Below are 21706 nucleotides of genomic sequence, written 5' to 3' on the forward strand. Positions count from 1 at the left end.
AAGGGAGGTGGAGGGGGCGGGCCGCAGGTGTTGCGCGACGTGGAAGCCCCCCTCCGTCAGTGCCGCGCACTGCCACCTCCCCGTGCCGGGGAGGATTTGCGGAAGACCCATCACGACAGGAGCGTCTTTAATTGGGCCTCAAGCCCTTCGATCTTGGTCCCAAGCACCTTCAATTTTCGAACGAGCTGGCCGTCGATACGACGAACGCTTTCAATCGCTTGGGGGTCTGCTTTGACGGCCTTGTCAAAGCGCTTCCGTGGCGAACCTGAAACAACCAAATCGGCGGACCACCCGTTTCTCCGGAACTTGGATACGGAAGCGATCGCATCAAGAATAGAGTCATCGTCCTCTGCAACGACGATGACCTGAGGACGCTGCTCAGTCGGCTCCTCCAGCAACATAGCCAGCCGCTCGACACCCGCGGCCCAACCCACGCCGGCCGTCTCAGGTCCGCCGAGCGAGCCGATCAGTCCGTCGTAACGCCCGCCGGCCAGCACAGTCCCCTGCGAGCCGAGCCGATCGGTAACGAACTCGAACGCGGTATGGCGGTAGTAATCCAGCCCGCGGACCAGCCGCGCGTTGCGCTCCCACGCGACGCCCGCCGCATCGAGCCCGGCGGTCACCGCCTCGAAGAACGCGCGCGCCTCGTCCGTCAGATACGCGTCGATGTCCGGCGCGCTGTCGGCGATCGGACGGTCGCGCGGGTCCTTCGAGTCGAGGATGCGCATCGGGTTCTTTTCGAGCCGCGTCAGGCTATCCTCGGACAGTTCCCCGCGATGCGCCTCGAAATGCGCCACCAGCGCCTCCCGCCACGCCTCGCGCGTCGCCGCGTCGCCCAGCGTGTTGAGCTGCAACGTCACGCCCTCGGAAATCCCGAGTTCGCGCAGCAACTGGTCGGCCAGCACGAGCAGCTCGACGTCCGCCGCTGGCTCGGCCGCCCCGATCACCTCGGCGTCGATCTGGTGGAACTGCCGGAAGCGCCCCTTTTGCGGGCGCTCGTAGCGGAACACCGGGCCGCTGGTGGTGAGCTTCAGCGGCGCGAACTGCTGCCAGCCTTCGGTCAGATACGCGCGGGCAATGCCGGCGGTGAACTCGGGGCGGAGCGTGAGCGAATCCCCGCCGCGATCCTCGAAACTGTACATTTCCTTCGACACGACGTCGGTCGTCTCGCCGAGCGAGCGCGCGAAGACCGCGGTCGATTCGAACACGGGGATATCGACCCGCTGGAAGCAATACAGAGCCCGCACGCGTTCGAACGTGGCGAGGACGTGCGCGAACCGGCGCTGCTCGTCGCCGAAAATGTCCTGGGTGCCACGGATGCGGCGCGGGGTTTCTATTCTGGCCATGATGCGCGCGTATCTAGGCGACGTCCCCGCTAAGCGCTAGCGCTGTGGCATGAGCAATCCCGCCGGATCCGACCGGGCCAGATATTGGGGCCTTGGCCAGCGCGTCGCCCCGCCGCGCTTCGTGCTGTTCGTGCTGGTCTTCGCGATCGGGCTGGTCGCGATGATCCCGCGATTGGGGCTTGGCCGGGGCACGATGGCGGCGTTCGACGTCGGTGCGGTCGTGTTCCTGATCGCGGTCTCGACGCTGTTCCGCAACGCCAGCGCCGAGCGCATGCGCCGCGCCGCCGAGGAGAACGACGCCAACCGCGCGGTGCTGCTCGGGTTCAGCGGGACGATCATGCTGGTCATCCTGGTCGCGGTCGCCAAGGAATTGCAGGGCAAGAACGACGCGGTCGGAATCGCGCTGACGATCGCGACGCTGGCGCTCGCGTGGCTGTTCTCGAACATGATCTACACGCTCCACTATGCGCATCTGTTCTACGTCGATGACGCCGACGGGAAGGATGCGAAAGGGCTCGATTTCCCGAACTGCGACGAGCCCGATTACTGGGACTTCGCCTATTTCGCGTTCACGCTGGGGATGACGTTCCAGACCTCCGACGTGCAGATCACCTCGCGGCGGGTGCGCAAGGCGGCGCTCGGCCAGAGCATGGCGGCGTTCGTGTTCAACATCGGCGTGCTGGCGTTCACGATCAACGTGCTCGGGAGTAGCTGAATCCTGCTCATTCACTCCGTCACCCCGGACTAGTTCCGGGGTCCATAGTTCCGCGAACTCACGACGATCGAGCGTGCGGAACCGTGGATGCCGGAACGAGTCCGGCATGACGGATAAGCCCGGTAAAGGACTGGACGGCTGCCCTTTATCGCGATTACACCTCGGGTCATCGTCTCTCAGCCGGAAGGCCCTTCCTTGATCCGCAAGCTTCTCGTCGCATCCCTGCTCGCGTCTGCACTTCCCGCGGCCGTTCCCGCCATCGCGCAGGTTCCCGCCGGCAACACCGCGCCGCAGCCGGTGCCGTTCGTCGACACCATCCCCGACGCGGTCGACACGCCCTATCCGGGCACGCTGCTGCTCGACGTCGATGCGACCGATACCGAGCGCGGCATCTTCCGCGTGAAGGAGACGATCCCGGTCGCCAAGGCGGGGCCCATGGCGCTGCTCTATCCGAAGTGGCTGCCCGGCGCGCACTCCCCGCGCGGCGAGATCGAGAAGCTCGCCGGCCTCGTGATCCGCGCCAATGGCAAGATCGTGCCCTGGACGCGCGATCCGGTCGACGTGTTCGCATTCCACATCGACGTGCCCACCGGTGTGAAGACCCTGGTGGCCGAGTTCCAGTTCATCTCCGCGACCAAGGCCGACCAGGGCCGCATCGTGATGACGCCGACGATGGTCAGCCTCCAGCCGAACCTCGTCAGCCTGTACCCGGCCGGCTATTTCACGCGCCAGATCCCGATCAAGATGACCGTTCAGTATCCGGCGGGCTGGACCGCAGCGGGTGCGGTGCCGGCCAAGGTGTCGGGATCGACCTACAGCTACGACACGACGAACTACGAGATCCTCGTCGATTCGCCGACGCTTGCGGGCAAATACGGGAAGGTCTGGCCGCTCAGCCCCCGCGTCGGCCTGAACGTGTTCGCCGACAGCCCCGACCAGCTCGCGGCCAAGCCCGAGCAGATCGATGCGCACAAGCGGCTCGTCGATCAGGCGGTGAAGACGTTCGGCGCGCAGCATTACGATCGCTACGAGTTCCTGCTGTCGATCACCGACCAGCTCGGCGGGATCGGCCTGGAGCATCACCGCAGTTCCGAGAACGGCGTCCGTCCCGGCTATTTCACCGAGTGGGACACGGGGGCCGCCGCGCGGAACCTGCTGCCGCATGAGTTCACGCATAGCTGGGACGGCAAGTTCCGCCGTGGCGCGGACCTGTGGACGCCCGATTTCCGCACGCCGATGCGCGACTCGCTGCTGTGGGTCTACGAGGGCCAGACGCAGTTCTGGGGCTATGTGCTCCAGGCGCGGTCGGGGCTGGTCAGCAAGCAGGACACGCTCGACGGCTATGCCTCGATCCTCGGCATCTACGACACCGCGAAGGGTCGCGAATGGCGCCCGCTGATCGACACGACCAACGACCCCGTCATCTCCGCGCGGAAACCGAAGGGCTGGACCAGCTGGCAGCGGTCGGAGGATTACTACAACGAGGGCCTGATGGTCTGGATGGAGGTCGACGCGATGCTCCGCCAGAAGTCCGGCGGCACCAAGTCGATCGACGATTTCGCGCGCGCCTTCTTCGGCGTCCGCGACGGTGATTATGGCGAGCTGACCTACACGTTCGCCGACGTCGCCAAGACGCTGAACGGCATCGTCCCCTATGACTGGGCGACGTTCCTCAACACGCGGCTGACCGAGACGGGCAAGCCCGCGCCGATCAACGGCTTCGCGATGAACGGCTACAAGCTGGTCTATGGCCCCGAGCAGAGCCCGTATCTGAAGCAGGCCGAGAAGACGCGTGGCACCGACGTCAGCTATTCGCTCGGCATGGTGATCAACAAGGACGGCGTCGTGACCTCGTCGATCTGGGACAGCCCGGCGTTCAAGGCGGGCCTCGACGTCGGCACCGAGATCGAGGCGGTCAACAGCGAGGCGTATTCGTCCGACCGGATCAAGGCAGCGATCCTGGCAGCGAAGGGCACCAAGGAGCCGATCCGTCTCACTGTAAAGAACAACGACCGATTCCGTGACATCTTGCTCGATTACCACGACGGCCCGCGCTATCCGCGTCTGCAGAAGGTGGGTACAGGTGACGGCGGGCTCGACAAGCTGCTGATGCCGCGTTGAGCCTTTGAAATCTACCGGTGCCGGCCGCTCTCCAAGCCGTGGAGCGCCGGCATCGTCATATCGAAAGGACCGCCATGCGTATCGATCTCATCCCGACCGGCAAGAACCCGCCCGAGGACCTGAACGTCATCATCGAAGTGCCGACCGGCGGCGAGCCGGTGAAGTACGAGTTCGACAAGGCATCGGGCGCGCTGTTCGTCGATCGCATCCTGCACACGCCGATGCGCTATCCGGCGAACTACGGCTTCGTGCCGCACACGCTGAGCCCCGATGGCGATCCGTTGGATGCGCTGGTGATCGCGCGCTCGCCGTTCATCCCGGGCTGCGTCGTCCGCGCGCGTCCGATCGCGGTGCTGAACCTCGAGGACGAAGCCGGCGGCGACGAGAAGCTCGTCTGCGTGCCGGTCGACGCCGTGTTCCCCTATTACGCCAATATCGGCGAGCGCGGCGACATGCCCGAGATCGTGTTCGAGCAGATCGAGCATTTCTTCACGCACTATAAGGACCTCGAGAAGACGAAGTGGGTCCGCGTCGGCAAGTGGGGCGACGCCGAGGAAGCCAAACGCGTCACTATCGAGGCGATCGAGCGCTACGAAGCCGAGAAGGCGAAGGGCAAGGAGCCGATGAATTCGGACGACGCCGCAGGGCGGTAAGCCTCGGACTCCTAGCCTCCAAATGCGGCTGGTCTCTGGCCCATTTAGATAAGTACACCTCCCCGGCGAAGGCCGGGGTCCAGTTGGGAAGGTCGATGTAACGAGGGACTATCCGTCGTTATATACGCGCACCAACTGGACCCCGGCCTGCGCCGGGGAGGTACTTGTTAGAGCAAGATTGGTCCCGTTACGGTACAGGCCGGCGGCGGCTTTCCTACCGCCCCGCCAGCCTGACCAGCGCATCCCCGGACATACGCTGGATCGTCCAGTCCTCCATCCCGACCGCGCCGACCTTCCGGTAGAACGCGATCGCATCGGCGTTCCAGTCGAGAACCGACCATTCGAACCGCGCACAGCCGCGATCGAGCGCCATGCCGGCGAGATGCGACAGCAGCGCACCGCCGACCCCCTGCCCGCGCGCGTCGGGCGTGACGTACAGATCCTCGAGATACAGCCCGCGCTTGCCCGTCCAGGTCGAGAAATTGTGGAAGAACAGCGCGAAGCCGAGCGGGCCGTGCTCGTTCTCCGCGATCAGGGCCTCCGCTGCCGGCTTTTCCCCGAACAGCGCCTCTGCCAGCATCGGCTCGGTCGCCTCGACCGCATCCGGCTCGCGCTCGAACGCGGCGAGTTCGCGGACGAAGCGCAGGATCGTGCCGACATCGGCGCGGGTGGCGGAACGGATATGGGTCATGCACTTGCCTCGATCGAACTCTGCGCGATGTCACGCCGCCGCGCCGCGTACAGGCACGCGACGACGATGATCGCCGCGCCCGCCAGCGTGAACGCCGATACCCGCTCGCCGAACACGACGAAACCCAGCACCGCGGCATAGACGAACGAGGTATATTCGGTGGTCGCCAGGAACCCGGTGTCGCCGTGCGCGTACGCCCAGCCGAGCAGCCAGAGCGACGCGGTCGCGAGCCCTGCCGCCAGCAGGAGCTTTGGCCACTGCGCGGCGTCGGGCACTACCGCGAGCCACGGCGCCGCCAGCGCCAGCGTCGCGGTGATGACGAGCGCCTGGAAGAACGCGATCTCGCCCGGCCGCGCCGCCTGGCTCTGCAGCCGCGCGATCACGAGGTTGACCGCATACAGCACCGCCGAGCCGAGGATCGCGAGCGTCCCGTGGAACGTCCCGGGTCCCGGCACTTCGCGTCCCTGCCCGATCATCACCACCAGCACGCCGCCGAGCGCCGCGATCGACGCGACGACCGTCTTCCACCCGACCCGCTCGCCCAGCGTGACCGCCGCAAGCAACAGCGCGAGGATCGGCGCGATGTAGGTCAGCGAAATCGCCTGCGCCATCGGTACGCGTGCCAGCCCCCAGAAGAAGAGCACCGCCATCGCCGTCGTCACCAGCCCGCGCGCCAGATGCAGCTTCAGCGCGCGCCCGCTCGGTCGCCCGCTGTTCCCCAGCTTCCACGCGACCGCTCCGAGCCCGACGCTGATCATCTGCCGCCACAGCAGCGCGTTGTAGACGCCGATCGCCAGCACGAGCGACTTCATCACCGCGTCCATCACGGAGAACAGCCCGATGCCCAGCGCGGCGATCGAGAAGGCAAGCGCGGGGGAAACTATGCGGGGTGTCATCGGACTAGACCGTATCATGAACGCTCACCGTTCGGATCATCCTCATGCGGTCCGCCTAAACTGCATCCGATCGCTGCGCCATCGACGGCGCTCGAGTCGTCGTTGCGGACATCGACGGTTCGATAGAGCGATACCCGAGGGTATTGCCGTTCCCTCGCGAACGCGGGGGTCCAGGATCACGGACGCTATCGGGTGTGGCCCTGGACTCCCGCCTCCGCGGGAGAACGGTAGAAAGACGCGCGCATCACGGCGTCATCCTCCCCAAAGTCAGGGTTCAGGACTGGAGCGTAAGCAGCCGAAAGCTCAGACCTATTCCGCCGCCACCGGCACCAACGCAGCCAACGCCTCATCCGCCGCGTCGATCTCAGCCGCTTTAGCCTCGACCAGCCGGACGATGTGGTCGACCATGTCGGCGTCCTGGACGTGATGATCGGTGACGCCCGAGAGGTAGACCATGTGCTTGCCGTTGCCGCCGCCGGTGATGCCGATGTCGGTCTCGCGCGCTTCGCCGGGGCCGTTGACGACGCAGCCGAGCACCGACAGGGACATCGGCGTGCGGATATGCTGCAACCGTTCCTCCAGCGCCTGCACGGTGCGGATCACGTCGAAGCCCTGGCGCGCGCAGGACGGGCACGAGACGACGCGGACGCCGCGGTTGCGGATGCCGAGTGCCTTGAGGATCTCGAAGCCGACGCGGACTTCCTCCTCGGGCTCGGCGGAGAGCGACACGCGGATGGTGTCGCCGATCCCGTACCAGAGCAGGCTCCCCATCCCGATCGCTGACTTCACCGTGCCGCCGACGAACCCGCCAGCCTCGGTGATGCCGAGATGCAACGGGCAATCGACCTGCTCGGCGAGCTGCTGGTACGCCGCCACGGCGAGGAACAGGTCGGAGGCCTTCACCGCGACCTTGAACTCGTGAAAGTCGTGGTCCTGCAACAGCTTGATGTGATCGAGCGCCGACTCGACCAGCGCATCGGGGCAAGGCTCGCCGTATTTCTCTAGCAGGTGCCGCTCCAGCGAGCCGCCATTGACGCCGATCCGGATCGCGCAGCCATTCGACTTGGCCGCGTCCACAACTTCCTTCACGCGCGCCGCCGAGCCGATATTGCCCGGATTGATGCGGAGGCAGGCCGCCCCCGCATCGGCGGCTTCGAGTGCGCGCTTGTAGTGGAAATGGATGTCGGCGACGATCGGTACGCGGCTGGCGCGGACGATCTGCTTCAGCGCGGCGGTCGATTCGACGTCGGGGCAGCTCACGCGGATGATGTCGACGCCAGCCTCTTCGCAGCGCCGAATCTGGTCGACCGTCGCCTTCACATCGTCGGTAGGCGTGTTGGTCATGGTCTGGACCGTAACCGGCGCATCGCCGCCGACGGGAACGTTGCCGACCATGATCTGGCGGCTCTTGCGGCGGGTGATATCGCGCCAGGGACGAAGGGACATGGGGATTCCTCGGGAGTTCGAGGCCGTATATAGCGACTAGCGCGGCGGAACGGAACATCGCTGGCAGGCGCCTCGAACGTCGGCCATAGCGGCGCGACACATTAGGAGCCCGGTCGATGACGCTTTCCCTCTACGATGCGACGATCCCCTCGAACCTCCAGATCCTCCGTGCGGTCGATGCGCTGCTCGACAAGGCGGAGGCGTTCGCCGCCGAGCGCGGGATCGAGCCCGCGACGCTGATCAACGCGAAGCTCGCCGACGACATGCTGCCGTTCGGCTATCAGGTGAAGTCGTGCGCAGCGCATTCGGTCGGCGGGATCGAAGGCGTCCGCTGTGGCACCTTCTCGCCCGACCGGTCGCCCTGGCCGACCGATTTCGCGGGGCTCCACGCGATCCTGCGCGACGCGATCGCCACGCTGGAAGCGATCGACCGGGAGGCGTTCGACGCGCTCGCCGACAACGACACCAAGTTCGAGTTCGGTACGTTCGTCATGCCGTTCACCGGCGCGAACTTCCTGCTGTCGTTCTCGCAGCCCAATTTCTATTTCCACGCCACGACGGCCTACGCGATCCTGCGCGCGCAGGGTGTCCCGATCGGCAAGCGCGACTTCATGGGCACGCCGCGCATGAAGGTTTGAGCCGAAAGCAGGCGTTGCGATGATTCGATCCTCCCCCGCCAGGGGGAGGTGGCACCGTAGGTGACGGAGGGGGAGGTAGGGGCAACCGTTGTTCCGTGTCCTCCCCCTCCGTCTGGCAAGAGCCAGCCACCTCCCCCTGGCGGGGGAGGATCGCGGGATCACCCGTCCTGAGCACCACACCACCCCTAGCGCGCTTGCGGCACCGGCCCCCGCCCCGTAGGGCCGCGCGATGAACCGGCATTTCGGCATGGACTGGCTGCGGATCGGCGCGTTCGCCCTGCTGATCGTCTATCATATCGGCATGGTCTTCGTGCCGTGGAACTTTCACGTGAAGTCGCTCCATGTCGAGAACTGGGTGCGGCTGCCGATGCTCGCCAGCAATGCGTGGCGGCTCACCTTGCTGTTCGTCGTCTCGGGCTATGCCAGCCGCGCGCTGTTGGCGCGGTCGAGCAGCACGGGCGGGTTCTTCGCCAATCGCTGCAATCGGTTGCTGGTGCCGTTGCTGTTCGGGATCGCGGTGATCGTGCCGCCGCAACCCTGGGTCGAGCTGGTCACCAAGCACGGCTATGCCGGCAGCTACTGGACGTTCTGGACACACGATTATTTCCGCTTCGACACGCTCGCCGGGCTGTCGCTGCCGACCTGGAACCACCTCTGGTTCGTCGTCTATCTCTGGGTCTACACCACCGTCCTGACGCTCGGGGTGGTCGTCGTCCGCGGCGACTGGCTGCAACGCGCGTTCGACCGGATTTTTAGCGGCTGGGCGGTCGTGCTGCTGCCGATCGCGTGGCTCGTGTTCGTCCATGGCTGGTGGCTGCGGATGGTCGGCGATACGCAGGCGTTGTGGGGCGACTGGATCGCGCACGTCACCTATTTCCCCGCCTTCCTGTTCGGCTTCGGCCTCGCGCGGTCGGAGGCGGCGATGGCAGCGATCGCACGCTGGTGGAAGGCGGGCGCGATCGCAGCGCTGCTGGCCTATCTCTGGATCATCGGCGTCGAACTGCGCTGGCCGGCGGATGTCCCGACGCCGCGCTGGGTCTACACGCCCTACGGCATCGCGCACGCGGTCGAGCAATGGGGCGCGATCGTCGCGCTGATCGGGATCGCCGAGCGCCACTGGAACCGCGATCATCGCTGGCGGCCGATGCTGACCGAGGCGGTGTTCCCCTTCTACCTGATCCACCAGACGATCATCGTCCTCGTCATGTACGCGCTGCTCCCCGCCGGCCTGCCGGGCTGGGTGGAGTTCGCATGCCTGCTGGGTGCGACGATCATCGGCTGCATCGCCTTCTACTGGATCGGTCGCAGCATCGCGCCGCTCCGTCCCCTCATCGGCCTTCGCGCCCTACCCTCGAAAGACTCAGCATGACCTGGACCCTCGTCATCCACGGCGGCGCCGGCAAACTCGATAGCGAGATGGTCTCGCCCGAACAGGATGCGGGCGCGCGCGCCGGCCTGTCGAGGGCACTCGACGCGGGGTCGAAAGTGTTGGCGGATGGCGGCAGCGCGCTCGATGCGGTCGAAGCGGCGGTCCGTGTGCTGGAGGACGACCCGCACTTCAACTCGGGGCGCGGCGCGGTGTTCACGCATGACGGCACGCTGGAGCTGGACGCGGCGATCATGGACGGGCGCACCCGAGCGGCGGGGGCAGTCGCGGCAGCCACCGCGACGCGCAACCCGGTCGGGCTCGCGCGTGCGATCCTGGACGACGGGCGCCACGTCTTCCTCGCCGGCAAGGGCGCCGACGCGTTCTCGCTCGAACGCGACCTGCCGCAAGCCGATGCCGACTGGTTCGCGACCCACGAACGCCGCCGGCAATTCGCCGAGTTCCAGGCCGATGGCGGCGGGTTCGACGTCGACATGAAATACGGCACGGTCGGCGCAGTCGCCTGCGATACGCACGGCCACGTCGCCGCCGCGACCTCGACCGGCGGAGTCACCGGCAAGCGCTGGGGCCGGATCGGCGATACGCCCGTGATCGGCGCGGGCACCTTCGCCGACGATCGCGCGTGTGCGGTGTCGTGCACCGGCTCGGGCGAGTTCTTCCTGCGAGTTGGTGTTGGCCACGAGATCGCCGCGCGCGTCCGTCTGTCGGGCGAGTCGCTGCAAGTCGCGGCCGACGCGGTGCTCGCCGAAGTGAAGGCACTCGGCGGCACCGGCGGGGTGATCGTCGCGGGGCCGGACGGCGAGATGGCGTGGGGTTTCAACACCGTCGGCATGTACCGCGGTCGCGCTTCGTCTTCGGGTAGCCGGACGGTCGCGATCTACGCTAACGAAGTGGTATGAAGCGCTTTCTCCTCGCCGCCTTGGCCGCCACCGGCCTCGCCTCCCCCGCCACCGCGTTCTGGGAATATGGCCACCAGACCGTCGCGCAGATCGCCTATGCCAACGTCACGCCCAAGACCAAGGTCGCGATCCGGAAACTGCTCGCGCAACAGGCGTTGCTCGACACGCCCGAATGCCCGGCGGGCACGATCGAGGAGGCGAGCGTCTGGGCAGACTGCATCAAGCCGCTCAAGACCGCCGACGGCAAGTCGCGCTTCGGGTTCGCGTATAGCTGGCACTATCAGAACGCCGACGTCTGCGCGCCGTTCGACCTGACGCCAGCGTGCAAGGACGGCGACTGCGTCTCGGCGCAGATCGACCGCGACGTGAAATTGCTGCGGGATCCCGCCACGTCGCAAAAGGACCGCGTCCAGGCGCTGGCGTTCCTGATCCACTTCGTCGGCGATCTGCACCAGCCGCTCCACGCCGGCGACCGCCACGACAAGGGCGGCAACGACGTGAAGGCGGATTACGGCATCTACGGGCCGGCGCGGTTCAACCTGCATTCGATCTGGGATGGCCCGCTGGCGGAGCGCGCAATCTCGACGCCGCCGTCGCTGGTCCGGCGCTATCCGGCGGCGGAGCGGGCGAAGATCGGGGCTGGGACGGTCGTCGACTGGAGCCGGGAGTCGTGGGAGGCGTCGCATACGGCGTATGCGGCGGCGCTGGGTGGGGACGCGTGTGGCGCGGTGCCGGCGCGGGTGAAGATGGATGACGCGACGATCGCGAAGATGGTGCCGGTATCGCGCGAGGAAATCCGCCGTGGGGGGATCCGCCTGGCGAAACTGCTCGACAAGGCACTGGGCTAAACCCCTCTCCCCTCCGGGGAGAGGGAGGGGCCCGCGTGCCCTTGCGCGTGGGAGGGTGAGGGCACGGCTCACCAAAGCACGTGCCCTCACCCTCCCGTCGCAAGCGCTCCTCCTTCCCTCTCCCCTGAAGGGAGAGGGGTAGAAGGTTAGTTCAACACCACCGTGACCGCACGGCGGTTTGCCGCCCAGCTCTGGTCGTCCGAGCCCATCGCCACCGGGCGCTCCTTGCCATAGCTGATCGTCGTCATCCGCGACGACGACACGCCCTTTGCGGCCAGATAGTTCTTCGTTGCGTTCGCACGGCGATCGCCGAGCGCGAGGTTGTATTCGCGCGTGCCGCGTTCGTCGGCATGGCCTTCGATCGTGATGCGCTGGTTCGGGAACTTCGCCAGCCACTGCGCCTGGCTGTCGAGGATCGCGCGCGCGGTCGGATCGATGTCGTACATGTCGAGCCCGAAATTCACCGTGTTCGAGCTGACCGAGCGCTGGAAGTCGGCATCCGACCCCGGCACGATCGCGCCGCCGACATTGCCGTTGTTCATCCCCGCATTGGGATCGACCGGCGCATTATTGTCGACCGGCGCGGGTGGCAACACCGCGGGACGCTTCTTCGCACAGCCAGCGACGGCGATCAGCGCAGTGCACGCGAGCAAGATGTTGGAAAGCTTCGACATAGACAGTCTCCCGTAGAAAATCATATTCCCCGTTACGCCCCCATAGCAGGTTTACGGACGAAGCGGGCCCCAGGCCGGATCGGAGCCGTCGAGCGGCGTCGGGATCTTGCGCTCGTTGACCCCGGTGAGGTCGACCGACCAGAGGTCCGCCTTGCCACCGCTGCCGCGCCCCGACCGATAGAAATTGATCACGCGACCGTTGGGCGACCAGCTCGGTCCCTCGTCCTGCCAGTCGTTGGTCAGCAATTTCTCGCCGCCGCCGCTCGGGCTCATGATGCCGATCCGGAAGCCGCCGCCGAGCTTGGTGAACGCGATCAGGTCGCCACGCGGGCTCCACACCGGCGTGGCATAGCGCCCGCCGCCGAAGCTGATCCGCTGCTGGTTCGAGCCGTCGGCGTTCATCACGTAGATCTGCTGCCCACCCGAGCGATCGCTCTCGAACACGATCTTCGAGCCGTCCGGCGAATAGCTGCCGCCCGTGTCGATCCCCGGCGAGTTGGTCAGGCGCTGCGGCGTGCCGCCCTGCGACGAGACGCGGTACACGTCGGTATTGCCGCCCTGCGCCATCGAGAACAGGATGTTGCGGCCATCCGGCGAGAACCTTGGCGCGAACGTCAGGTTCGCGTTGGCTACGACCAACCGCTGCTTGCCCGAGCCGATGTCGTAGACGTAGATCGCCGGGCGATTGTTGAGATAGCTCATATAGACGATCGACTGCTGGTTCGGCGCGAACCGCGGCGTCAGCACGATCGACTGGCCGTTGGTCAGGAAACGGTGATTGGCGCCGTCCTGATCCATGATGGCGAGCCGCTTGATGCGGCGACCCTTGGGGCCGGTCTCGGACACATAGACGACGCGGCTGTCGAAATACGCGCCTTCGCCGGTGAGGCGGGTATAGACCATGTCGGCGCATTTATGCCCTGCGCGGCGCCAGTCCGACGGCGACACGACGAAGCCGGTGCGCGTCAGTTCGGCCTTCGACGACACGTCGTAGAGGTAGCAGCCGACCGTCAGGTTTCCGTCGCCATTCGCGCGGATGAAGCCCTGCACGAGGGCCTGTGCGCCGGTGCTGCCCCAGTACTCGAACCCGGGCGCGGTGACTTCGGGGAAGCTGACCGGGCGAAGCTGGCCGGGGGAGAGCGGCGTGAACAGGCCGGAGTTGCGGAGGTCGTTCGTGACGATGTCGGCGAGCTGGCGGCCGAGCACGTCGGTCGAGCCGGCCGGTGTGGAGACGACCGCGGCAGTCGGCATGACGGGAATCGCGATCGGCATCGGCGCGGAGATACCGCCGGTGACGTCGACCACGAGACCGCCGGACTGGTCGCCGGCGGGGGCGGCGGGCGCTGCGGGGTCGGCCGGGGCTTGCTGGGGGGCCTGCTGGGGGGCCGGTGCGAGTGCGGGTGCGTCCTGCGCGCTGGCTACGCCACCAGAGACGAACGCGAGCAGCCCGACCGAAGCCAGAACCGATCGAGCCTTACGCCCACCAACCAAATGCGCCACCCCGGCGAAGGCCGGGGCCCAGTTGGGGGACGTTGCTGACTGAGGTCCGCGCATCGTTACATCGACCTTTCCAACTGGGCCCCGGCCTCCGCCGGGGTGGGTGCCGTGTAAAGGGAGGCGCTCCACCAACGCGTGCTGCGGGCATGAAGGGAAAAACCCCAGGATCGATCGAGTCATAACGGACATCCTCAGCCGGGAAGTTTGTAGCGCAGGCTGAAATTGCTCCAGCCGTTCTGCACGTCATACAGGTCGTCGGGCAAACCGCGTAGCGGCGAACATCCGACAAAGGTCGCGATCGCGAGATCGTCGACGCGGTCGACATAGCGCCGGTTGTCGTCGTCGACGCCGGCATGACCGGTGATCGTCGGTCGCGACTTCAGCGTCCCGTCGCGGTTGAGCTTCAGGTTGATCGTCACGCGGATCCGCTCCGCGCCGGGCCCCGGCGTGACCTGGCGGTTGGCGCAGGGCTGCACCTGGCGCAGGATCGCCGAGCCGATGTTCGCCGCCGCCTGCGCGCCGAGCTTGGCCGCCTTGGGCGCTTCGGACTTGCTCGGCGACGGATCGGCCGACAGCCCTTTGAGGAAATTGTCGCCGAGCCGCGATCCGCGCGGACGCGAGGTCTTGGCGTCCGCGGTCGAGCCGCTGCCCTTGGTCGAGGACGGCTTGGCGGGCTTGGCCGAACTGGACGACGACTTGGCAGCCGTATCCTTCGATTTCGTCGCGGTCTTCGCCGGTGCCGATTTCGCCGGCGCGGCCTTGGTCGGCTTGGCCTTGGTCGGCTTGGGCTGCGGCTTCACCACAGGCTTCGCGACTGGGGCCGGCTTGGCGGCGGGCTTTGGTGGCGCGGGCTTGGGTTTGGGCTGCGGCCTGGGCGCGGGTTCCGGCGTCGGTTGTGGCTTGGGTGCCGGTTTCGGCGGCGCGGGTTTGGGCTGCGGCGCGGGTGGTGTTGGATCGGGCTGCGGCTCGGGCTCGGCCTCTTGCGGGGCGGGCGGCGCGGCATCCTCGGGCGCACCCTCGTCCGGCGCGATCGATTGCGCGGGCGCCTCGGTCGATTGCGGCGCGGTCGCCTCCAGTGCCACGTCGGGCACCAAGCTCACGTCGATCGGCTGCTGGGTGATCTTCGGCGGTTCGGGCGCGCTGAGGAAGCCGAGCGACAACAGGCCGAACAGCACCGCATGCCCGACCAGCGCGACGCCCAGGCCGATCTTCTCCGAACGATCCATCAACAGGGGCCCATCAGTCAGCCATCAGTTCTGGTTGCCCTCGACGGTCACCAGCGCGACGCGGTTCAGCCCGGCGCGGTTGAGTTCGCCCATCACACGCATCACGCGGCCGTAATCGAGCTTCCGGTCGGCGCGCAGCAACACCTGCGGCTCGTCCCCCACCGCGCGGCTGGCGGCGATCGACGCGAGCCGGATCGGCAGCGCGTCGTCGGTCACCTGATCCTGGTCGATGAACAGCGCGCCGGTCTCGTCCATCGAGATCTCGACGGGCTTCTGCTCCTGGTCGAGCGCCTTCGCGCGCGCGTCGGGGAGGTTCACCGGCACGCCCGCGGTCATCAGCGGCGCGGTCACCATGAAGATGATCAGCAGCACCAGCATCACGTCGACCAGCGGCGTGACGTTGATGTCCGCCATCGGCGCGCGACGACCGCGGCCGCGGGAAGAAGGAAGGTTCATCGCCACTTAAAATCCTCCCCGCACGCGGGGAGGGGGACCAGCGAAGCTGGTGGTGGGGGCGTGCGTCATACGCTGCGTTGCGTTGGGCGCCTCGTTCCACATCCGCTGTGCGACGTGGAGAGCCCCCTCCACCCCGCCGCTGCGCGTCGCGGTCCCCCTCCCCGTGCCGGGGAGGATCTGCGTCGCGCTCATCGCGAGCCATCCAGTTGGCGCGAGAGGGTCGTGTGGAAGCCATCGGCGAACCGGTTCAGGCTCGCCTCGATCCGGTTGATGCCGTGCGAAAACCGGTTGTACGCGATCACCGCGGGGATTGCCGCGAACAACCCGATCGCGGTCGCGAACAGCGCCTCGGCGATACCCGGCGCCACCACCGCCAGCGACGTGTTCTGCGCCGCCGCGATGCTGGTGAAACTCCGCATGATGCCCCACACCGTGCCGAACAACCCGACGAACGGCGCGACCGAGCCGACCGTCGCCAGCACGTTCAGCCGATCCGACAGCGTGTCGATCTCGCTCGCGACCGCGGCGCCCATCGTCGTCGCCAGTCGCTCGCGCGTGCCGCTCTTGTCGATCGTGCCGCCCGCGGTCGAGCGCCGCCACTCGGTCACCCCCGCCGCGAACACGCGCGCGGACGGCAGGGCGCTCTCGCCCTCCGCCTTGTAGAAGACGTCGATATCCTCGGCCTTCCAGAAATCGCGCTCGAACCGCACCATGTTCTTGCGCGTCTTGCCGATCCGCCGCCAGAACGCGACGATCAGCGCCCAGGTCCAGATGCTGGCGAGCAGCAGCCCGATCATCACGCCCTTCACGACCCAGTCGGCCTGCAGGAACAAGTGGATCGGCGACAGCGTCGCGCTATCCATAGTCAACACCGGATTCATGCTTCCCCCTGCCAGACTAGGCGTTCGTAGATATCGATCCATGCGCGTGGCTGGCGGCGTGGGCGACCGTTGGGAGCGACCAACGCCGCCACAATGTCCGCCTCGGCCAAGACAAGCCCGTCGCGCATGACCCTTTGATGAATGGCGACCCCGGCTGCGCGGACCTGCACGATCCGCGAGACGACCAGCAGCGCGTCGTCGAGCCTGGCGGGCGCGGCATAGCGGATGGCGACGCTGGCGATCGCGTAGGAGCCTTCGCCTGCGTCGAACGCCGCGCGCTGGTCGATCCCGCCGACCCGCAGCATGTCCGACCGGGCGCGTTCCATGTAGCGCAGGTAATTGGCGTGATAGACCGCGCCCGACAGGTCGGTGTCCTCGAAATAGACGCGCACCGGAAACCGGTGCTCGCGCCCTTCGAAGCGGCCTTCCGCCGGACGATCTGAAACCTCAGCCATTCCCGCGGCTGTTAACCCAGTCTTCGCAGGGAAGCCAACCATTGCCTGCACGATGTTCGCGGTAACGGCGGTGAAGCGTTAACGCGATCCTCCCCCGCAAGGGGGAGGTGGCTGGCGCTTGCCAGACGGAGGGGGAGGCAAGCGGTCACGCCTGCTCCGTGTCCTCCCCCTCCGTCGCTTCGCGCCACCTCCCCCTGGCGGGGGAGGATCGAAGGATTTTACTGAAAGACGCTGGCGTCGAGCTTCAGGCGCGGCTGCGCGGGGGGCACCGGCTGGGAGATCGGCTGGAGCCGGGCCTGGGTGACCGTCTGCACCGGCATGTTCGATGCATATTGGCGCGAGGCGACCAGCTGCGGCTGGACCGGGCGCACGGTGCGACCGCGCCACGCGTCGACCGCGCGGTAGAAATCGGTGAACGGACGCTCGAGCAAGGGCAGGTTCTGCGCGGCGAACGCGGGCAAGGCCTCGGCCGCCAGCCCTGTGCTCTGCGCGAGGACGGCCCCTGCCGCCGCGCAGAACTCGTCGCGCGCAGGGGACTGCGAGAAGAAGTTGTAAAGGCGCGTCATCGAATCGTCGTAGCGATCCTGCCAGTCGCCGCCGCCCGCCTTGTATTCGCTGGCATAGGTCGCTTCGGCCTTGGCGAGCACCGGCTTCTGCGCCGACAGCAGCGCGTTGTAGCCCGCGACGATCGTCAATTCCTGCGGCCCGCGACAGGCTAGCGCGGCGACGTTGAGCGCGGCGCGGAGATGCCAGACCTTTGCCGAGGTCGTCAGGTTGCGATTCGGCGTGGGATAGGTGCCGTCGGCCAGCGCGACCGGGATGACGATCGTCGGCGACGCGCCCTTCGGCATCGTCGGCGCAGGGACCGGCACCATGATGACGGGCGGCGCGACCTGCGCCACGGTCCGCGGCTTCGACGTGCAGCCGGCCAGCAGGCCCAGCGCGGTAACGGACAGCAAAGCAAACCGACGACTCATCGCAACCACCTCGTAACGTCCCCCGACGGGACACTCTATGCATGGATTAGGTTAACGAGACGTAAGCCGTACGCGGTTTGCGGTGAGTGGAGAGGGGGTGGGGTTGGGGTTTCCGGATCGCTTCCACCCCGGCGTAGGCCGGGGCCCAATTGGAGAGGTTCAGGTAACGGAGCGCGACCTCGATCAGCGACGTCTCCCAATTGGGCCCCGGCCTTCGCCGGGGGGGTGCTTGGTGGAAACCGACGAACCAGAAGCACCGCAAAAAGACGCGCCCTCTCGATCCTCCCCCGCAAGGGGGAGGTGGCGCCGTAGGCGACGGAGGGGGAGGATGCGAAACAGAAGTCGGCGCCACCCTCCCCCTCCGTCAGGCAAGAGCCTGCCACCTCCCCCTTGCGGGGGAGGATCAGAAGTTAAACCGCGCGTGCTTCCAGCGCGGCGGCGGCCTGCGCCATCAGCCCGGCGATGATGTCCGCGACCGGCTCCTCGCGCTTGACCATGCCGACCGACTGGCCCGCCATCACCGAGCCATGCTCGACATCGCCGTCGATCACCGCGCGGCGCAGCGCACCCGCCCAGTAATGCTCGATCTGCAACTGCGCCTCGGCCATTTCCACGCGGCCACCGTCGAGATGGCCGGCGACTTCGCGCTGCTTGGCCGTGAACAGCTCGCTCGACGCGTTCTTCAGCGCGCGCACCGGGATTACCGGCAAACGCGCATCGATCTGCACGCTGGCGATCGCGTCGCGCGCCGACGCCCGGATGAACGCCTTCTTGAAATTGGCGTGCGCGATCGATTCGGTCGCGCACACGAACAGCGTGCCGAGCTGGACGCCCGCCGCACCCATGTCGAGATACCCCGCGATCGCCTCGCCGCGACCGATCCCGCCGGCGACGAACACCGGAACCTGGTCTGCGATCTCGGGCAGCATCTCCTGCGCGAGCACGCTGGTCGAGACCGGGCCGATATGCCCGCCAGCCTCCATCCCCTCGATCACCAGCGCATCGACGCCGCTGCGGATCAGCTTCTTCGCGAGCGCCAGCGCGGGCGAGAACGCGATCAGCTTCGCGCCCGTTTCCTTGATCGCCTCGATGCTGCCCTTGGGCGGCAGGCCACCGGCGAGCACGATGTGGCCGACGTTATGCCTGGTGCAGACCGCGATCAGCTCGAACAGATCGGGGTGCATGGTGATCAGGTTCACGCCGAACGGCTTGTCGGTCATCGCCTTGGTCGCGGCGATCTCGGTATCGAGCAGCGCGGGCGTCATCGCCCCGCACGCGATCACGCCGAACCCGCCCGCGTTCGAGATGGCGGAGACGAGGTGACGCTCGCTCACCCACGACATGGCGCCGCCGAGGATCGCAACCTCCGACCCGAGGAACGCGGCGCCGCGCGCCATCCGGCGTTGCAGCCGCTCAGTACCGATCGTCATGCATCCATCCCCGTCGTCGCAACCCTGTTCGTAGTCGCAACCCTGTTCGTCGTTACAATCACGTCCGCTATCCCAACTCTATCCGTCATCCCAGCGAAAGCTGGGATCTCCCGGTGATAGCGCGCGCCCTTGCCGCGGGAGACCCCAGCTTTCGCTGGGGTGACGGCATAGGTGAGGATGACGGTGTGGGTTGGGCTCACGCCTCGGACTGGGGCGAGCACGTCGAGAACGGCGTTGCGACTCAAGCCGCATCCTCGGCATCGAGCCCGTACGCCGTATGCAACACGCGCACGGCCAGCTCGGTATAATCCTCTTCGATCAGCACGCTGACCTTGATCTCCGAGGTCGCGATCGCCTGGATGTTGATGCCGCGCTCGCCGAGTGTGGTGAACATCGTCGAGGCGACGCCCGCATGACTGCGCATGCCGACGCCGACCACGGAGACCTTGGCGACGCGCGTATCGTGGACGATCGTCGCATAGCCGATCGCGTCCTTCGCCTTATCGAGCACGTCGAGCGAGCGCGCGAGATCCGCCGACGGGACCGTGAACGTCACGTCGGTCGAGCCGGTCGAATGCGCGACGTTCTGCACGATCATGTCGACGTTGATTCCCGCCTCGGCGAGCGGCGCGAAGATCGCCGCGACCGAACCCGGCCGATCGCTGACCTGCGTCAACGTGATCTTCGCCTCGTTCTTGTCGTGCGCGATGCCGGTGATGAGCTGGCGTTCCATATCGTCGATTTCCTCTTCGCCCACGATCAACGTGCCGCGGTGACCATCATTGGTATCGCCGTCCTCGAACGAAGACAGCACGCGTACCCGCACATTCTCTTTCATCGCCAGGCCGACAGACCGCGTCTGCAACACCTTGGCACCGACGCTGGCGAGTTCCAGCATCTCTTCGTACGTGACCTTGCTCAGTTTCCGCGCACGCGGGACGATCCGCGGGTCGGTCGTGTAGACGCCGTCGACGTCGGTATAGATGTCGCAGCGATCGGCCTTCATCGCCGCCGCCATCGCCACCGCCGACGTATCCGAGCCGCCACGGCCCAAGGTGGTAACGCGCTGGCCGTCCGCGACGCCCTGGAAACCGGGAATGACTGCCACGACACCATCCGCAAGGCTCGCGTCGAGCGCAGCCGTGTCGATCTCGCCGATCCGGGCCGATCCGTGCGCGTCCGACGTGTTGATCGGCAACTGCCAACCGAGCCACGACCGGGCCTTGCAGCCCGCCGCCTGGAGCGCGATCGCGAGCAAACCACTCGTAATCTGCTCGCCGGCCGAGACGACGACGTCATACTCCTTCGCGTCGTACAGCGACGACGCCTCGCGGCAGAAGCCGACCAGTCGATCGGTCTCGCCGGCCATCGCGGAGACGACGACGGCGACCTGGTTGCCGGCGTCGACTTCGCGCTTCACGCGCGCGGCGACGTTGCGGATACGCTCGATCCCAGCCATCGACGTCCCGCCGAATTTCATCACGATACGGGCCATTGGCAGCGCAAATCCCTTTGGGTCGAAGCGGCGGCCCTGATAGGTAGCGCGCATGATACTGGCAAGTGACACCGTAAACGGCGCAACAATCGATCCGCGCGAGGCCGCGCATTTCGGCACGATGGCAAAGGACTGGTGGGATCCGAATGGCTCGTCCGCCCCGCTGCACAAGCTCAACCCGCCGCGACTGCGCTATATCCGCGAGCAGGTCGACGCGCATTGGGGTGGCGACGGGGCGACCTTCACGCCGCTGGCAGGGAAGACCGCGCTCGACGTCGGTTGCGGTGCGGGGTTGCTGTGTGAGCCGCTCGCGCGGCTCGGCGCGACGGTGACCGGGATCGATGCGGCGCCCGAGAATATCGCGGTGGCGGAGATCCATGCCGCGCAGAGTGGGCTCGCGATCGATTATCGCGCGGGGGGAGTCGAGGGGCTGGTCGGGCAGTATGATCTCGTCACCAGCCTCGAGGTGATCGAGCATGTCAGCGACCCTGCCGGCTTTGTTCGGGGCTTGGCGCGGACTTTGGCGGAGGGGGGGCTGCTGATCCTGTCGACGCCCAACCGTACGCCGTTGTCGCGGCTGGCGATGATTACAGTGGCGGAGGGTGCCGGGGTCATTCCCAAGGGCACGCACGACTGGAACAAGTTCCTTACGCCGGAAGAGCTGACGGCGTTGCTGAAGGATGCGGGGCTGCGTGTGACGGATACGCGGGGGCTGAGCTTCTCGCCGGCTACGGGATTCACGCTGAGCGATTCGACGAGCCTCGATTACTTCCTGACCGCGGTAAAAGCCTGAGCGTGCCCACGGCGACACCACCCAGACCTTCCCCACCACCCCATTTCTCGCCACCACCCCGGCGAAGGCCGGGGCCCAGTTGGAAAGGTCATGGTAACGAAGCGCTGCCCCTAATCATCACCGTCCCCCAACTGGGCCCCGGCCTCCGCCGGGGTGGGGCCGAGTAATGGAGCCCCACCCGC

At 66.9% G+C, this 21706-nt stretch carries 21 protein-coding genes; 8 read left to right on the forward strand and 13 right to left on the reverse strand.

The features are described from left to right. Window positions 1-110: 110 nt before the first annotated feature. Complete coding sequence (gene hisS, locus NLI89_RS15575) at window positions 111-1346, reverse strand: histidine--tRNA ligase (RefSeq protein ID WP_254687860.1); 1236 nt, start codon at window positions 1344-1346, stop codon at window positions 111-113. A 49-nt stretch (window positions 1347-1395) separates the two neighbouring features. Between hisS and NLI89_RS15580 the strand changes: the two genes are divergently transcribed. The 3 genes from NLI89_RS15580 to ppa all read left to right on the forward strand — a co-directional run bounded on the left by NLI89_RS15580 (window position 1396) and on the right by ppa (window position 4835). Then, the gene (locus tag NLI89_RS15580) at window positions 1396-2061 is read left to right on the forward strand and encodes a DUF1345 domain-containing protein (protein WP_254687861.1); all 666 of its coding nucleotides are present in this window, start codon (window positions 1396-1398) and stop codon (window positions 2059-2061) included. A 195-nt stretch (window positions 2062-2256) separates the two neighbouring features. After that, on the forward strand, window positions 2257-4182 hold the full coding sequence (locus NLI89_RS15585) for a M61 family metallopeptidase (protein ID WP_254687862.1): 1926 nt from the start codon (window positions 2257-2259) through the stop codon (window positions 4180-4182). Between the two features lie 74 nt (window positions 4183-4256). Then, complete coding sequence (ppa, locus tag NLI89_RS15590) at window positions 4257-4835, forward strand: inorganic diphosphatase (protein ID WP_254687863.1); 579 nt, start codon at window positions 4257-4259, stop codon at window positions 4833-4835. 214 nt (window positions 4836-5049) lie between these two features. On the opposite strand, the gene NLI89_RS15595 is transcribed toward ppa, so the two are convergent. The 3 genes from NLI89_RS15595 to ispG form a co-directional block, all read right to left on the reverse strand. Continuing rightward, entirely contained in the window at window positions 5050-5526 is a 477-nt protein-coding gene (locus tag NLI89_RS15595; RefSeq protein WP_254687864.1) for a GNAT family N-acetyltransferase, read from the reverse strand. Beyond that, the gene (locus NLI89_RS15600; RefSeq protein WP_254687865.1) at window positions 5523-6422 is read right to left on the reverse strand and encodes a DMT family transporter; all 900 of its coding nucleotides are present in this window, start codon (window positions 6420-6422) and stop codon (window positions 5523-5525) included. Before NLI89_RS15600 ends, NLI89_RS15595 begins: the two co-directional genes overlap by 4 nt. A gap of 309 nt (window positions 6423-6731) precedes the next feature. Beyond that, on the reverse strand, window positions 6732-7868 hold the full coding sequence (gene ispG / locus NLI89_RS15605) for a flavodoxin-dependent (E)-4-hydroxy-3-methylbut-2-enyl-diphosphate synthase (RefSeq protein ID WP_254687866.1): 1137 nt from the start codon (window positions 7866-7868) through the stop codon (window positions 6732-6734). Window positions 7869-7984: 116 nt separating this feature from the next. Here ispG and NLI89_RS15610 point away from each other — a divergent pair, with 116 nt between their 5' ends. From NLI89_RS15610 to NLI89_RS15625, 4 genes are all read left to right on the forward strand, one after another. After that, window positions 7985-8506: a DUF1993 domain-containing protein gene (locus NLI89_RS15610; protein ID WP_254687867.1), complete on the forward strand. Its 522-nt coding sequence runs from the start codon at window positions 7985-7987 to the stop codon at window positions 8504-8506. 229 nt (window positions 8507-8735) lie between these two features. Next, window positions 8736-9875: an acyltransferase family protein gene (locus NLI89_RS15615; protein WP_254687868.1), complete on the forward strand. Its 1140-nt coding sequence runs from the start codon at window positions 8736-8738 to the stop codon at window positions 9873-9875. Then, complete coding sequence (locus NLI89_RS15620) at window positions 9872-10792, forward strand: isoaspartyl peptidase/L-asparaginase family protein (protein ID WP_254687869.1); 921 nt, start codon at window positions 9872-9874, stop codon at window positions 10790-10792. The genes NLI89_RS15615 and NLI89_RS15620 overlap by 4 nt, the downstream gene beginning before the upstream one ends. Then, window positions 10789-11640: a S1/P1 nuclease gene (locus NLI89_RS15625; protein ID WP_254687870.1), complete on the forward strand. Its 852-nt coding sequence runs from the start codon at window positions 10789-10791 to the stop codon at window positions 11638-11640. The genes NLI89_RS15620 and NLI89_RS15625 overlap by 4 nt, the downstream gene beginning before the upstream one ends. Window positions 11641-11786: 146 nt before the next feature. Here the strand turns inward: NLI89_RS15625 and pal are convergent, their stop codons facing one another. From pal to NLI89_RS15670, 9 genes are all read right to left on the reverse strand, one after another. After that, a complete protein-coding gene (gene pal, locus NLI89_RS15630) occupies window positions 11787-12314 on the reverse strand; it encodes a peptidoglycan-associated lipoprotein Pal (protein ID WP_248523970.1) in 528 nt (175 codons plus the stop codon). A gap of 51 nt (window positions 12315-12365) precedes the next feature. Next, on the reverse strand, window positions 12366-13775 hold the full coding sequence (tolB, locus tag NLI89_RS15635; protein WP_439144527.1) for a Tol-Pal system beta propeller repeat protein TolB: 1410 nt from the start codon (window positions 13773-13775) through the stop codon (window positions 12366-12368). A gap of 227 nt (window positions 13776-14002) precedes the next feature. Then, the gene (locus tag NLI89_RS15640) at window positions 14003-15037 is read right to left on the reverse strand and encodes a cell envelope biogenesis protein TolA (RefSeq protein ID WP_254687878.1); all 1035 of its coding nucleotides are present in this window, start codon (window positions 15035-15037) and stop codon (window positions 14003-14005) included. 24 nt (window positions 15038-15061) lie between these two features. Then, entirely contained in the window at window positions 15062-15499 is a 438-nt protein-coding gene (gene tolR / locus NLI89_RS15645) for a protein TolR (protein WP_254687872.1), read from the reverse strand. A gap of 182 nt (window positions 15500-15681) precedes the next feature. Further along, window positions 15682-16374: a protein TolQ gene (gene tolQ / locus NLI89_RS15650; RefSeq protein ID WP_248523962.1), complete on the reverse strand. Its 693-nt coding sequence runs from the start codon at window positions 16372-16374 to the stop codon at window positions 15682-15684. After that, a complete protein-coding gene (locus NLI89_RS15655) occupies window positions 16371-16829 on the reverse strand; it encodes a YbgC/FadM family acyl-CoA thioesterase (RefSeq protein ID WP_254687873.1) in 459 nt (152 codons plus the stop codon). Before NLI89_RS15655 ends, tolQ begins: the two co-directional genes overlap by 4 nt. Window positions 16830-17047: 218 nt before the next feature. After that, window positions 17048-17806, reverse strand: a complete 759-nt coding sequence (locus NLI89_RS15660) for a hypothetical protein (RefSeq protein ID WP_254687874.1) — start codon at window positions 17804-17806, stop codon at window positions 17048-17050. 410 nt (window positions 17807-18216) lie between these two features. Beyond that, window positions 18217-19236, reverse strand: a complete 1020-nt coding sequence (locus tag NLI89_RS15665; RefSeq protein ID WP_254687875.1) for an NAD(P)H-dependent flavin oxidoreductase — start codon at window positions 19234-19236, stop codon at window positions 18217-18219. A gap of 241 nt (window positions 19237-19477) precedes the next feature. Continuing rightward, entirely contained in the window at window positions 19478-20731 is a 1254-nt protein-coding gene (locus tag NLI89_RS15670; RefSeq protein WP_248523954.1) for an aspartate kinase, read from the reverse strand. A 52-nt stretch (window positions 20732-20783) separates the two neighbouring features. Between NLI89_RS15670 and ubiG the strand changes: the two genes are divergently transcribed. Beyond that, on the forward strand, window positions 20784-21524 hold the full coding sequence (ubiG, locus tag NLI89_RS15675) for a bifunctional 2-polyprenyl-6-hydroxyphenol methylase/3-demethylubiquinol 3-O-methyltransferase UbiG (RefSeq protein ID WP_254687876.1): 741 nt from the start codon (window positions 20784-20786) through the stop codon (window positions 21522-21524). Window positions 21525-21706 lie beyond the last annotated feature (182 nt).

This window comes from Sphingomonas faeni (assembly GCF_024273235.1).
Lineage (GTDB): Bacteria > Pseudomonadota > Alphaproteobacteria > Sphingomonadales > Sphingomonadaceae > Sphingomonas > Sphingomonas faeni_A.

Coding starts and splice junctions, on each gene's coding strand:
- NLI89_RS15670 (WP_248523954.1), bottom strand. CDS start 20,731: ATGGCCCGTATCGTGATGAAATTCGGCGGGACGTCGATGGCTGGGATC.
- NLI89_RS15595 (WP_254687864.1), bottom strand. CDS start 5,526: ATGACCCATATCCGTTCCGCCACCCGCGCCGATGTCGGCACGATCCTG.
- ubiG (WP_254687876.1), top strand. CDS start 20,784: ATGATACTGGCAAGTGACACCGTAAACGGCGCAACAATCGATCCGCGC.
- NLI89_RS15600 (WP_254687865.1), bottom strand. CDS start 6,422: ATGACACCCCGCATAGTTTCCCCCGCGCTTGCCTTCTCGATCGCCGCG.
- hisS (WP_254687860.1), bottom strand. CDS start 1,346: ATGGCCAGAATAGAAACCCCGCGCCGCATCCGTGGCACCCAGGACATT.
- pal (WP_248523970.1), bottom strand. CDS start 12,314: ATGTCGAAGCTTTCCAACATCTTGCTCGCGTGCACTGCGCTGATCGCC.
- ppa (WP_254687863.1), top strand. CDS start 4,257: ATGCGTATCGATCTCATCCCGACCGGCAAGAACCCGCCCGAGGACCTG.
- NLI89_RS15640 (WP_254687878.1), bottom strand. CDS start 15,037: ATGGATCGTTCGGAGAAGATCGGCCTGGGCGTCGCGCTGGTCGGGCAT.
- NLI89_RS15660 (WP_254687874.1), bottom strand. CDS start 17,806: ATGAGTCGTCGGTTTGCTTTGCTGTCCGTTACCGCGCTGGGCCTGCTG.
- ispG (WP_254687866.1), bottom strand. CDS start 7,868: ATGTCCCTTCGTCCCTGGCGCGATATCACCCGCCGCAAGAGCCGCCAG.
- NLI89_RS15665 (WP_254687875.1), bottom strand. CDS start 19,236: ATGACGATCGGTACTGAGCGGCTGCAACGCCGGATGGCGCGCGGCGCC.
- NLI89_RS15615 (WP_254687868.1), top strand. CDS start 8,736: ATGAACCGGCATTTCGGCATGGACTGGCTGCGGATCGGCGCGTTCGCC.
- tolQ (WP_248523962.1), bottom strand. CDS start 16,374: ATGAATCCGGTGTTGACTATGGATAGCGCGACGCTGTCGCCGATCCAC.
- NLI89_RS15655 (WP_254687873.1), bottom strand. CDS start 16,829: ATGGCTGAGGTTTCAGATCGTCCGGCGGAAGGCCGCTTCGAAGGGCGC.
- NLI89_RS15620 (WP_254687869.1), top strand. CDS start 9,872: ATGACCTGGACCCTCGTCATCCACGGCGGCGCCGGCAAACTCGATAGC.
- NLI89_RS15625 (WP_254687870.1), top strand. CDS start 10,789: ATGAAGCGCTTTCTCCTCGCCGCCTTGGCCGCCACCGGCCTCGCCTCC.
- NLI89_RS15610 (WP_254687867.1), top strand. CDS start 7,985: ATGACGCTTTCCCTCTACGATGCGACGATCCCCTCGAACCTCCAGATC.
- NLI89_RS15580 (WP_254687861.1), top strand. CDS start 1,396: ATGAGCAATCCCGCCGGATCCGACCGGGCCAGATATTGGGGCCTTGGC.